Origin of the sequence: Metabacillus sp. FJAT-52054 (assembly GCF_037201815.1) — a bacterium.
GTDB lineage: Bacteria > Bacillota > Bacilli > Bacillales > Bacillaceae > Metabacillus_B > Metabacillus_B sediminis.
Genome location: NZ_CP147407.1, coordinates 1,534,584 through 1,547,433, shown reverse-complemented (window position 1 = coordinate 1,547,433; position 12,850 = coordinate 1,534,584). Strand labels below are relative to the sequence as shown.

Below are 12,850 nucleotides of genomic sequence, written 5' to 3'. Positions count from 1 at the left end.
GGGAAATATGAATAAAAAGATGTCCCGGCGGTTATTCCTAAAGAGTTTTCTGTCTTTTACTGCTGCTGGTTTTTTTTGCTCCATTGGCGGATATAGCTACGCAAGGTACTTGGAGCCGAAGCTGCTGGATATTCAGGAACTGGAGCTGATCAGTCCTAAAATTCCAACCGGATTCAATGGAATGAAAATCGTGCAATTCAGTGATACGCATTTAAGCGAGTATTACTCAATCAGCCAGCTTGCGGAAATTAAAGATACGATCAATGGATTTACCCCTGATTTAGTCGTCTTCACTGGTGATTTAATGGACGATCCTCTTCATTACAGCCGAACGGAAGAGATCATTCCTCATCTGGAGGATATTAAAGCTCCACTTGGAAAATATGCTGTATACGGGAATCATGATCACGGGGGCTATGGCAGCGATATTTATGCGGAAATTCTGAAGCGCTCAGGCTTTAAAGTCTTGAAAAACGAATCTGAAAAAGTCAGTCTGCTGGATGGCTCGTATATAAACATCGCAGGTTTGGACGATTTGATTCTTGGGAGACCAGACTATCAAAAAACAGTTCGCTCATTTACCCCTAACACATACAACATTCTTATAGCTCATGAACCGGATGCCTGGATTCAGGCAAAAAAGCTTCATATCGATTTGCAGCTCTCCGGCCACAGCCATGGAGGCCAAATACAGCTTCCTTTATACGGCCCGCTTATCACCCCTCCATATGCTGATAAATATACAGAAGGTCTGTATGAATTCGGTTCTAAAAAGCTTTATGTAAACCGGGGGCTAGGAACAACCAGGCTGCCTTTTCGCTTTTTATCTGTACCTGAATTAACTGTATTCACATTAAAAGGTGTCAGCACATAAAAAAAAGTCCGGGAAATTTCGGACTTTTTTTGTTATTCTTCATCTTCAAGCACTTGATAGGCCATCCCAAACATTATAAGCTGACTGTCGATCTCAGGGGCATCCTTATCTTTTTTCACATAGCTGTATATCCCGTCTGAGTCCTGCTCCCTTGATTTCATATTATCTTCGAGCTGAATAGCAAGGATCCGATTCATGCGTTTTTTAATGTGGCCATCAAAGATTGGAAAGGCGATTTCCACCCTTTTTTCCATATTTCTCGTCATCATATCGGCTGAGGACAGGTACATTCTTTCTTCTCCATTGTGATGGAAATAGTAAATGCGGCTGTGCTCAAGAAAACGGCCTACAATGCTGCGTACCCTAATGTTTTCGCTCACACCTTTAACTCCAGGACGCAGACAGCAGATTCCTCTCACGATCAGGTCAATCTTTACGCCTGCATTCGATGCTTCATACAGTTTCATAATGATGGATTTATCGGTCAGTGAATTCATTTTGGATATAATACGGCCATTTCCATATTTTTTTTGAAAGGCAATTTCCTCATCAATCAGCTGAATAAAATCTTTTCTGATGTCGAAAGGCGCAACGGATAGATGGTGGAACTCAGGTTTTTCGGTATAGCCGCTTAAATAGTTAAAGAAGTTGGTGGCATCTATGCCAAATTTTCTTTTTGAAGTAATCAGCCCCATATCAGTATAGATATTGGCTGTCTTTTCATTGTAATTTCCTGTCCCAAGATGGACAAACCGCTCGATCCGGTTGTTCTTTTTGCGGACAACAAGGGTTATTTTGCTATGGGTTTTTAAATATGTCATTCCATAAATAACATGGCAGCCTGCTTTTTCAAGCTCTTTCGCCCATTGAACATTATTTTCTTCATCGAACCTTGCTTTTAGTTCAACCAGAACCGTTACCTGTTTCCCGTTTTCTGCAGCTCTCTTCAGCCCTTCAATAATGGGAGAACCGCCGCTCACACGGTAGAGAGTCTGCTTGATTGCCAGTACATCGGGATCATCTGCTGCATCCGCTACAAAGTCAACAACAGGCTGAAACGATTCATAGGGATGATGAAGAAAAATATCACGTTCTGAAGCTTGTTCAAAAACGTGCTGATCAGAATGGAGGTCTTTAGGCGGCTGTGGAATCAGCGTCTGGAATTCAAGATGGTCATGCTTTGCAGAAAGCTCTTTAGAAAAACCGAATAAAAAGGTTAAATCCAGCGGCCCTTCTACTTCGTAAACATCTTTTTCATGGATTTCGAGCTCATGCAGCAGATATTGAAGGACATTTCTGTCATATCCATCTTTTTTCAGTTCCAGACGGACCGCTGCTCCCCATTTCCTTTTTTTCAGTTCTTTTTCAATCTCTTTCAGCAGATCACGCGCACCCTCTTCGTGGATGGTCATATCGGCATTTCTTGTAATCCTGAACTGGGTAACAGATTGCACTTGGAATCCTTTAAAGAGCTTAAAAATAAAATGAGCAATAATATCTTCAAGCAGAACATAATGATCTTTTTCAGGATGCTCCAATTTAACAAACCGCTCAAGGACTGATGGAACCTGAACAATCGCTGTTTTCTGGCGAAGCTCATCCGGAGCATCCGGATCACTTAATACAATCGCAAGGTTTAAACTTTTATTCAAAAGCATCGGAAACGGCCTGTATGCATCTACAGCCATAGGGGTTAAAACCGGAAAAATCTGCTCGTCAAAATAATCTTCCAGCTGATTCAGCTGCTGTGAAGACAGCTGATCAAACGTTAAAAACTCAATTTTCTCTTCTTTCAGTGCCGGAAGAAGTGTTTTTGTAAAGGTACTGCTTTGCACGGCAACCAGCCGGTGATTAAGCTCTGCTATTTTAGCGAGCTGTCTTTTCGGTGTCAGCCCTGCCTTATTTTCCGGCTTATTAAAACCGGCTTTCACTTGATCTTTCAAGCCTGCAACTCTTACCATAAAAAACTCATCAAGATTGGAGCTGAAAATTGCAAGAAATTTAAGTCTCTCAAGCAAAGGGTTTCTTATATCAATCGCTTCTTCTAATACTCGTTCATTAAACGCAAGCCAGCTAAGTTCCCTGTTGTTATAATAAGCAGGACTGCTTAACTCAATCGCATTCTTCGTCGTTGTCATTAAATTATCCGCCACCCTTCTCTATTAGTTATCCTAGCAAAGTATATTCAAAGCTATGTAAATTTTTTGTTATAATTGTGTGAATGAAGAAAAACCGATTTGTTCAATTCCTACTTACCCTCAACAAGAAAGATTAAACTCTTTCAGAATAACTAAATATAATCTCTACAGGCATTCTGAATAATTTTTCCACATGCTTTTTATGTTTTTCTGCCTGATACGCCTCCGGTCCCCAGTCAGCGGAACAATAGGCATGAACCGTTAAAACACCGTTTATAATCGCCAGGTCCAAAGAGTCAACAATGTTTCGCTTCGTTGAATTAAAGCTGTATATGAATTTTAAAACAGCTCCGGATGTCCGGATGTTTTTTTGTTCTTCCTTTGTAAACCAATCCTGAAATGGCTCCAAATATTGCTTTAAGGATGCTTTGCTCACGAATGATGCAATTAAGGCTGTTTTAAGCCTTTCCTTATGTGTCAATCCATCTATGGTCCGGTTGGCAAGCAAATAGAAAGTATGCTTGCTGCTTGATTCTGAATCAATATATTGTCCTAAATTAAAAACAAAGGCACCCCTCTTTAAGTCGGTCAGTTCTTCATCTGAGTAGGAAACAAGAGAATGGTGCTCCAGTAGCCGGACGAAATCAAAAACCATGTTTGTAACCGGTATGACGTGATTTAAATCAATACGAAAGTCAGCAGCCATTTCATAAAAGCTCTCCTCTACCACGTTCGGATAAGCGCTGATTCCATACTCCCTGGAAAGGTCTTCAAAGAACACGCCGTCTCTGAGTCCTTTGCGGCTCATGACGAATCGATCCGCTTGTACCTGGCTGCAAAGAATTTGAAACACCATCCCTGCAGGAATAATCAGATCGGCACGGTCTTTGGACAGACCATCTACACGCTGTAAGTCTTCGAACGATTGTGACTTCAAATATGTGAGGACGTTTTTTATATCCTCCGGTGTCATTTCATATTGGTGAACGCCCGCAAACGGATATTCCTTTAATGCCTGATCGACTTGTACAAGATTCCGCGCGCTTCCTCCAATTCCAATCACCGGCAGACATTTATTATTAAGCCACGGAAGAGTTTGAAGCTGCTCTTTAATATAAGCATTCAAAAGGGCCGATTCTTTTTCATCTGGAAGTTCTCCGTTAACAAACCTTTTTCTTAAGGAAAGGGCTCCAAAAGGAAAGCTGTGATATTCCTTTAGCTTCCGGTTTTCAAAGAGGGTTATTTCTGTACTTCCTCCCCCAATATCAATTGTAATTCCATTTTTAATCGATGTGGAATTAACGACTGCCAAGTATCCGTAATAAGCTTCTTCATATTCTGAAAGCAGCCGGATAGAAAAGTCTGTTTCTGTTTCTGCGCGCTGTAAAATTTCCTCTTTATTAACTGCTTGTCTAATTGTTGCTGTCGCTACTGTATGGACATTCTTCATCTGATGATGGCGGGATACCTCCTGGAAGCTTTTAAGGGTATCCAGCATTTTTTTTATGCCTTCTTCTTCCAGTACATTTTCTTCATTAAGATAATTCCGCAGACGCGCTACAGCTTTTACGTTTTCAATTTCTTTAAGCCTGCCGCTGTTATCGCGTTCATAAATGACGAGCCTCATTGTATTAGAACCGATATCCACTATCGCAAATTTTTCTTTTTCCATTTTAAACACCCTTAATTCAATATGAATTTTGCACCTCATTATACCATAATCTGCACTATTGACTTCATTCCCAGAAGGAAACAAACGGATGCATTTGCATATTTTGTTTCCATGGGCACTCATTATGACGCAGCAAGGGGGAGATTATGATTGATTTATACGGTCAAGGCTTTAGAAACAGTAAGTTCCATCGCAAAAGATTTCAGAATCAGTCCTGAGGCACTGGCAAGAGCCAATGGTCTCACAGTTCAGTCTGCCCTCTCACCAGGCAGATCGCTTTTCATTCCCGGTCTTCGTGATCCGAAAACGATTCCCTATCATATTGCTGTATCGATCAGCAAAAAAAAGCTGGGGCTTTACAAAAACGGAATTTTAGTAAAGCAATATCCGATTGCTACCGGACGCATGCTGTATAGTACACCTACTGGAGAATTTGTTATTGTGAACAGAGAGCCGAGTCCCGGCGGTCCCTACGGAGTGATGTGGCTTTCCTTATCAAAAGCAGGTTACGGAATACACGGTACAAATAACCCTTCTTCCATAGGTCAATCCGTTTCAAAAGGGTGTATAAGAATGTATAATAAAGATGTTCTTGAGTTAGCTGCTGCGGTTCCGAATGGTACACGAGTCTCCATCATCGGCTAGATGGGCCGATGTAAAGAATTTTGTAGTTAAAAATTTACAAACATTCCATGTTAAAAAAAGATTGAATCACTTATAATAACAATTGATTGGACTTAAAGGTGAATAGGAGCGTTTGAATGGAGATTTTTAAGAATCCTAATTTCGTAAAGCTCTTTTTTGCAGCCCTTTCCTCGCAAATGGGTACAACCATAGGCAACATGGCCTTTGCTTTTTACATGCTGGAGCATTTCAGCAGCCAGCCCTATTATGCGACGCTTGCAGAGCTTATGTACTCTCTCCCGACTATCTTTGTATTCTTTGTAGTAGGAGTTGTAGCAGACCGGTTTGACAGAAAAAAAGTAGCTGAAAATTGTGACTGGATCCGTGCCGCGCTGAGTGTTGTCCTATTCGGAGCTCTGTTTCTGAATTCAATTCCTCTCATCTTTTTTATTCTATTTTTAAGAAGTGCTGTTACGAAATTTTTCTTCCCGGCTGAAAACAGCCTCGTTCAGGGAATATTAAAGAAGGAACAATACGCACAGGCAGCCGGTTTGAACCAAATCCTTTTCAGTTTATTTATGGTGTTTGGCGTCGGCCTTGGCGCAATTGCATACAAAACGATTGGGATTCATGGTGCAGTTGTTATTGATTTTATTAGCTTTGTAATCTCTGCATTATTAATCAGAGCATGCAAAATTCCAAAAGGTGCAAGACTTCCAAATGGAAGCCCTAACTGGAAGGACATTAATTTCAAAACATCTTTCAAGGATTTTAAAGATGGAATTGTTTATATCATTCAAAACAAGCTTCTAGCTGTCATCATTTTTGGGTTCTTTGTATTTGGATTTGTTAACGGGGGTTTTGCTATACTCCCGATGTTTACAATGAAATACAAGTTATCACCTGAAAATTACGAATGGTATGCTTCATTTTTTGCCATATCGCTCGGAGTCGGCCTACTTGCCGGCAGTGGGATTGCAACATTCATTGAAAAAAGAATTAAACCTCACCTCATGATGATCGTTCCCATCCTGGCGGCTTCAGCACTCATTGTTCTTCTGGGCTTTACCGACCATTTATGGGTATACTTAACAGCTGTTTTCTTTATTGGCATATGCTTGGGTCCGATAAATATTGCAATTGGCGGCTGGATGCCTAAAATTGTGAATCCTAAGCTAATGGGAAGAGTAAGCGGATGGATTGATCCGCTCATGATGACAGCACAATCATTGACTTTAGGATTCATCGCTCTTGTTTTCCCTAAATTCATTGAAACGATTGATTATATTTATTATGGAATGGCTTCCGTAATTTTTCTTGTTTTTATCTTCTATGCGCTAACGCTCCCTAAACTCAGCGAGCAGGCAGACCTGGAAGAAAAACGGAAAAATCTCCGCGAAAAAAAAGCTAAAAAAACAATGAACACTGTATAATAGACGGCTGATTCGATATCAGCCGTTTTTTTATTATTTTTAGTAATGAATATCCTTGTCGAATTTAGTATAATTAGGGATATCATGCTATTGCTTCCAAAGGTTGTGAAATATTGAAGACTTATGCAAATTTTATTAAAAAGGTAATTTCGAACTATATTGCCGGCTCACTGATTGCAGTTTTTGGTGTAGGCTCTGTTTTTATTTTTTCTACCATCTCAATCACTCCAAAAGAAATACTTCTTTTGTTTGGTATTATGATGATTTCTTTTCTGTGTATGATCGCTTCCGATATTGTGTTTCTTAAGTTCCAGCTAATACCGATCAAAACAGGTCTCCAGCATGATGCTTCTCTAGAGGAAATCAAAAAAGCATTTGATCAAGTACACAGATTTCCTTTGCGTACAATCTTCAGGATCAATATCCCCCATTTGCTTGGCTTTTCATTGCCTGGTTTCTCCCTAGCTGTCTATTTGTATCAATTAGGTTTATTCAGCTTTCCATCGTACTATATGATACTTGCAATGGTTGGGGCCATTCTTATAGCCGGTATGCATAGTGTCATCGAATATTTTCTGACGACCAGTTCCATCAAGCCTTTGCTTTATGACCTTAGAAAAAGGGCACTCATGCTGTATGATCAGGATTTGGCACAGCCTTCCAAGATATATACATCCATTCGAAGCAAGGTTTTATTCACGGCCATATATATCGGCATTTTCCCCCTCCTCCTCTTCAGTTTGGCAACCCAAGTACACCTTTCCGAGGCTGCTGCTGAAATGACCCAGGAGTACTGGAGCTGGGCAGCAATTGTTATGTTTATGTCCATTGCATTTTCATCCTTTGTATGTTTTCTCTTGCTGAAGGATATAGGCGAACCGATTGCAAGCCTTGAGAAAGGAATGCGTCTCGTTAAAAAAGGAAAATATGAATACCGGAATGAAGTTTATTCAGATGAATTCTCCCGGCTTATCGCTGGCTATAATCAGATGCTGGAAGGACTGAAAGCAAAGGACCGTATAAACAGTCTTCTGACGGAAAGTCTATTCAGGACTCTTGCTATGACTTTAGATGCAAAGGATCTATATACAGCGGGCCATTCCATCCGGGTTGCCGAATACGCGTTTATTATTGGTGAACATTCGGGTATGAGTAAAGAAGAATTAGATTTGCTGAAGAAAACCGCCCTGCTGCATGATATCGGCAAAATCGGAATAAAGGACAGTATTTTATTAAAAGACGGAAGGCTTACAGAAGAGGAATTTGAAGAAATTAAGCTTCATCCGGTCATTGGAGCAAATATTCTCGCCAATGTAGAGCCGGCTTCTGCAATGGCTCCCTTAATTCCAGGTGTCAAATACCATCATGAAAGATATGATGGCAAAGGGTATCCAGAGGGGCTTAAGGGCGAGAACATCCCTAAATTCGGCAGAATTCTTGCGGTTGCTGACGCCTATGATGCCATGACCTCTGACCGTCCCTACCGTAAAGGTATGCCGGTCTCTAAAGCCCTTTCTATTCTCCGTGAAGGAAAAGGTACACAGTGGGATCCGAAATATACTGACCTGTTTTTAGAGCACATGGAAAATCAAGGTTATTTGGGAGAAGAAGTTAGTTCGTGATTCTCCTCCCTGGTTGCATTTATTTCAAGGTTCCGTATAATTGTACTAAACCAGTTATTATAAATGGAATATTAAGGAGATTTCGTATGATGGATAGACAGAAGGAACAATCCCTGCCCATGACAGCTGACAATATTGCAAAAGCCATATATACCGTTAACCGTCATGCAAAAACAGCTACAAACCCTAAATTCCTTTATTTTTTAAAGAAAAAAGCCCTAATAAAATTAATTTCTGAAGGCAAGGCCGAAAAGAGAGGGCTCCACTTTTCTCAAAACCCCAAATTCAGCAAACAGCAGTCTGATGTTTTAGTATGTGCAGGCTCCTATTACTTTCACATGCCCCCTACAAAAGAAGATTTTCATCAACTACCGCACTTAGGTGCACTCAACCAATCCTATCGCAACCCTAAAACCCATTTGTCATTGCAAAAAGCAAAAGATTTGCTTCAGATGTATACTGGAATAAGGGAAGAAAAGACAGGTAAGCCCGTGCAGCAAGCCCGTACATACGTGAAGCCTGTATTTAAAAAACTTGGCGAACATTATTAAAAAGCCGCGCAATCATTTGCGCGGCTTTACTTTATTGTCTCAGAGAACAGCCTCTTCTGAAGCCTTTGAAGCGAATAAAAATACGTAGGAACCTCTTGTGGCTTTAAATTTGCGTACAGCTGCTGCACAACCTGGCTGTAATACCAAGCCTGCTGTTCCTTCCCTCTGCTAAAGTGCTGCCACACCTGATCCCCGTATTTTATTATCTCATGATCTATGCTTTTAAGATTATCTAATTTATCTGCAGCTAACAGCATTTTTTCTTCCAGGCTTGCTGATGCTGCGTGATCAATTGTAGCTTGTTTGCGTTCTTCCCAGGATTTTGTTTTATCTTCCGTATTAAAGGCCACCAGTTCTGCCACAGCAGATCCGAATTTTTCTTTGATATCATCGAGTTTAGCATCTGTATCTTCCACAATATCATGAAGATATCCTGCTGCGACTAATTCCTCAGAAGCTCCTGCTTTGAGCAGGATGGTCGCGGTGTTTTCAACGTGAACAAAGTATGGGACTCCGGACAATTTGCGCACCTGGCCCCTATGCGCAAATTCTGCAAACCTCTTCGCTTCGCTTATCATCCACATCCCATCCTCTCTTTTTTAATCATGTGCTGCTTTGAAGAAAAATCCAGTTAAAAGCGGAATCTAGTGCAGGCCAGATTTTTTAATTTTCTTCTCTCTGATTCGAAGAAGATTAAGCATAGTGAATACCTATGTAAAAAATCGCCTTAAAATCAGCAACATGCTCTAGCATAGCCTAACTATAAGATAAATTGATCAATTAATGCAACCAGCTTATCAATCTCTGGTTTGCTTACCTGAGCAGCAGCTCCAACCTTTACACCTTTATGCATTAAATCGTTTGTAATTAAGGAAGAAAAAATAATGACCGGAAGCTCTTGCAGCCTGGTGTTCTCTTTAATCCTCTTTGTCAAATGATGCCCGTCCATCTGCGGCATCTCAATATCCGTGATAACAAGCTGAATGCGATCACGCATCGGGCCGTCAGCAGACGCCATATTCTCAAGAAATTCAAGCGCATCTCTTCCGTTTTCGAAAAACTCCACTTCTGAAAATCCAGCCTCTTCCAGCGTTTCTTTCAAAAGCTTCCTCAGCATCGGAGAATCTTCTGCAACCACTATTTTCTTGCCGGATCGCTCTCTTTTTCCAAGCTTCTTTATCCTGTCTATTGTCAAGCCTGAAGACGGATCAATATCTACCACTATTTTTTCGAAATCCAGCATTAATACCATTTTCTCATTTAGCTGAACCACTCCTGTAACATGAGCTTCAAGTCCCTGGTACATGGACGAAGGCTTCTCAATGTGATCCCATGTAACCCGATGAATTTGTGTAACTCCATGAACGTGAAAAATGAGTTTTTGATTATTAAACTCGGTAACAATAAATTTGTCGGCTCTCGTTGGTTCTTGATCAGGTAAATTTAGAGCTTTTGCTGTATGAATTACAGGGAGCACCTCACCCCGGAGTTCCATAATTCCTGCAATATTTGGATGAGAATGAGGCACCACTGTTACTTCAGCAGGCTGAATGATTTCTTTAACTTTTATTACATTAATACCAAAGCGGTTTTCTCCAATTAGAAACTCAACCAATTCCAATTCATTTGTCCCGCTGTCAAGTAATATTCCTTTGTTCATATCCATGCTGTTCTTCCTTCCATTGACTGTTATAGCGATTATATCGGCTGTTTTTGCTTAGAGATGAAGTATCTGAACTTAACAGCATTAATATAAATATTTTAAAAGGCGGTCATCTGCTAGATTTGTATCAATCGGGCAGTTTTTAGCGTCTCTTCCATATTGCCAAATCCAGACATTCCCTTTGCACGGAGGCTTTGCAGGATTAAACGGAGGTGCCTCATATTCCTTGCTTGTTCCCGTTTCAGGCCTTGTACTCCAAAGGATACTCTGATTGGCAATTTTACTGTTTTTACTAACAGCAGCGCAATACGCTTCAGAAAAATCTCCTTTAACCGGATCATGATAAAATCCTGGACGATAGCCGGTTTCTGACATTTTTTCAGACCACGCTGCAATCCATTCCGGCTGTACCGAGAAAAAATGCTCGATATTAGCAAAAATGACTGTACCCTCTGCAATATCCAGACGCCGGGCATGAAATACAGCATTTCGGACAGCGATCGCTCCTTTATCATATTGTATTGCTTGATCAAAGACGTTATAAATCGGCAAAACCTTTATACCCTTGCTGTGAATAAAACTTATCTCAAGCTTGGATAATCCTCTGGATACTCCCGGAACATCAGCCAAGTACCTTCCCCAGTATGCAGGGGTACCGTAATATTTTTTCACACAATTATATAAGTCCTGATCTGCCTTTTTGGCAGAATCAATTCCCCAAGCCTTGCGCGCCATGCCTTTCACGTCCTCCCGGGTGCTTATCACTTCATGTATATGCAGGAGGAGGCATGTTCTAATCCAATAGCGATGGCCGTGTGTATGGTATACGGTTATGAATGACTAATCCCGCAGCAGCCATGACCATTAATGAAGCCAGTGCTGCCCTGCTTGCCAAATCGCCATAATCAGCGAGGAGCAGTGTAATCGTGCCATAAATGAATGGTCCCACTACCGATGATACTTTCCCGGAGAAAGCAAATAAACCGAAAAATTGTCCGCGTTTTTCCTCAGGGGTAAGTTCCACAATAAGCGTTCTCGATGTTACCCAAACCGCTCCAAGTGATATGCCGAATAAGCTTCCTGCCATCCAGAACATCCACTGCTCAGTTGCTGCCACAGCAATTAGAAGCGCAGCAATCAGGATAAAGCCTACTGCCATAACCGCTCTTTTTGCGCCTTGCGCTTTTGTGATAAATCCAAATAGAAAGGAGCCGCCAATACTTGCTATCGTAGAAACGAGGTAAAGCAAAATGAACTGGCTGTTTGAGAAGCCGACGATGGTTTTCGCATAAATTGCCATCATCGCAATTGCCGTCGCAAGAGCATCATTAATGAAAAAATAAGCAATCATAAACAAAAAAGCAGGCCGGTATCGTTTCAAATCATTGAATGTTTCAAAAATTTCTTTATACCCGCTCATGAAATGCTTTTTCTGCTCCTGGTTATGTATGGGCTGATCCTTAGTAAAAAAAAGAAGCGGCAGGGTGAATACAGCAAAGAGAATGGCCGTTGGAATAAAGGCGAGATGAAAATTTTCACCGCCTATGAATGGATAAACAGTCAGACCTGCAAGGGTTCCCACATAACCAACCGCTACCCCAAACCCTGAAATTATCGGCAGGCTCTTCGCATTACTCACATCCGTAATCATAGCATCGTAAAAAATGAGACTGGATGAATAAAAGAATTTTGCAAGAATAAAAAGGATGACAACAATACCAAGTGAAGCTGGTAAACCGAGCAGGCTTCCGGGCAGCTTGACCGAACCAAAGATTCCCATAAGCACCGTACATAGGACCGTTACAGCAGTAAATCGGATGATATATGTTTTCTTTTTGCCGGTCCGGTCAATTTCAACACCAAACAGCGGTGAAAACAATACAAGAAACATCCCAGCTGCGGCATTTGCATAAGAAAGAAACGTACTCGCAATCTGATCCATTCTTTCACTGCTTCCAATCGCTTCTTCCAAATAGAAGGGGAAAAATATCGTGATCATATTGGAGGAGAAAATGGTATTGGCAAAATCATAAAGGGCCCAGGATAAGACGGGCAAGGAAAAGAAGATGGGCCAGGATGACTTAAGCATAGATCCCTTATTCGAAGCGGTCTTAATTTCAGACATGGATACGGCACCTCCAACAGAATAGGCTAACTTTGAATGATTCGATACAACCGGTCCTGCTTCCTGTCTCTTTACGGAGTTTTAACATTCTTTTTCAATAACTGGTGAAAACGAAGGTGCAAAAACAGCGGCCTCCTGATATAATGCT

Annotated in this window: 11 protein-coding genes; 5 read left to right on the top strand and 6 right to left on the bottom strand. The window is 41.0% G+C overall.

Going from position 1 to position 12,850, the window contains the following annotated elements; genetic code table 11:
- Nucleotides 1-7 precede the first annotated feature (7 nt).
- Complete coding sequence (locus tag WCV65_RS08180; protein ID WP_338781480.1) at nucleotides 8-874, top strand: metallophosphoesterase; 867 nt, start codon at nucleotides 8-10, stop codon at nucleotides 872-874.
- 32 nt (nucleotides 875-906) lie between these two features.
- On the opposite strand, the gene WCV65_RS08175 is transcribed toward WCV65_RS08180, so the two are convergent.
- Nucleotides 907-3,012 (bottom strand): RNA degradosome polyphosphate kinase, encoded by a 2,106-nt coding sequence (locus WCV65_RS08175; RefSeq protein WP_338781478.1) that lies wholly within the window; start codon nucleotides 3,010-3,012, stop codon nucleotides 907-909.
- A 133-nt stretch (nucleotides 3,013-3,145) separates the two neighbouring features.
- Nucleotides 3,146-4,684, bottom strand: a complete 1,539-nt coding sequence (ppx, locus tag WCV65_RS08170) for an exopolyphosphatase (protein ID WP_338781476.1) — start codon at nucleotides 4,682-4,684, stop codon at nucleotides 3,146-3,148.
- A gap of 150 nt (nucleotides 4,685-4,834) precedes the next feature.
- Here ppx and WCV65_RS08165 point away from each other — a divergent pair, with 150 nt between their 5' ends.
- From WCV65_RS08165 to WCV65_RS08150, 4 genes are all read left to right on the top strand, one after another.
- A complete protein-coding gene (locus WCV65_RS08165) occupies nucleotides 4,835-5,329 on the top strand; it encodes a L,D-transpeptidase family protein (protein WP_338781474.1) in 495 nt (164 codons plus the stop codon).
- Between the two features lie 116 nt (nucleotides 5,330-5,445).
- Nucleotides 5,446-6,741: an MFS transporter gene (locus tag WCV65_RS08160; RefSeq protein ID WP_338781472.1), complete on the top strand. Its 1,296-nt coding sequence runs from the start codon at nucleotides 5,446-5,448 to the stop codon at nucleotides 6,739-6,741.
- 113 nt (nucleotides 6,742-6,854) lie between these two features.
- On the top strand, nucleotides 6,855-8,363 hold the full coding sequence (locus tag WCV65_RS08155; protein ID WP_035407065.1) for an HD-GYP domain-containing protein: 1,509 nt from the start codon (nucleotides 6,855-6,857) through the stop codon (nucleotides 8,361-8,363).
- A gap of 86 nt (nucleotides 8,364-8,449) precedes the next feature.
- Nucleotides 8,450-8,914, top strand: coding sequence for a YkyB family protein (locus tag WCV65_RS08150; RefSeq protein ID WP_338781469.1), 465 nt, complete (start codon nucleotides 8,450-8,452; stop codon nucleotides 8,912-8,914).
- Nucleotides 8,915-8,940: 26 nt separating this feature from the next.
- Here WCV65_RS08150 and WCV65_RS08145 read toward each other — a convergent pair whose 3' ends face one another.
- The 4 genes from WCV65_RS08145 to WCV65_RS08130 all read right to left on the bottom strand — a co-directional run bounded on the left by WCV65_RS08145 (nucleotide 8,941) and on the right by WCV65_RS08130 (nucleotide 12,702).
- Nucleotides 8,941-9,492, bottom strand: coding sequence for an HD domain-containing protein (locus WCV65_RS08145; RefSeq protein ID WP_338781467.1), 552 nt, complete (start codon nucleotides 9,490-9,492; stop codon nucleotides 8,941-8,943).
- Nucleotides 9,493-9,674: 182 nt separating this feature from the next.
- Complete coding sequence (locus WCV65_RS08140) at nucleotides 9,675-10,580, bottom strand: chemotaxis protein (protein WP_035407055.1); 906 nt, start codon at nucleotides 10,578-10,580, stop codon at nucleotides 9,675-9,677.
- A gap of 81 nt (nucleotides 10,581-10,661) precedes the next feature.
- The gene (locus tag WCV65_RS08135; RefSeq protein ID WP_338781464.1) at nucleotides 10,662-11,312 is read right to left on the bottom strand and encodes a glycoside hydrolase domain-containing protein; all 651 of its coding nucleotides are present in this window, start codon (nucleotides 11,310-11,312) and stop codon (nucleotides 10,662-10,664) included.
- 58 nt (nucleotides 11,313-11,370) lie between these two features.
- Nucleotides 11,371-12,702, bottom strand: coding sequence for an MFS transporter (locus tag WCV65_RS08130; protein ID WP_338781462.1), 1,332 nt, complete (start codon nucleotides 12,700-12,702; stop codon nucleotides 11,371-11,373).
- Nucleotides 12,703-12,850 lie beyond the last annotated feature (148 nt).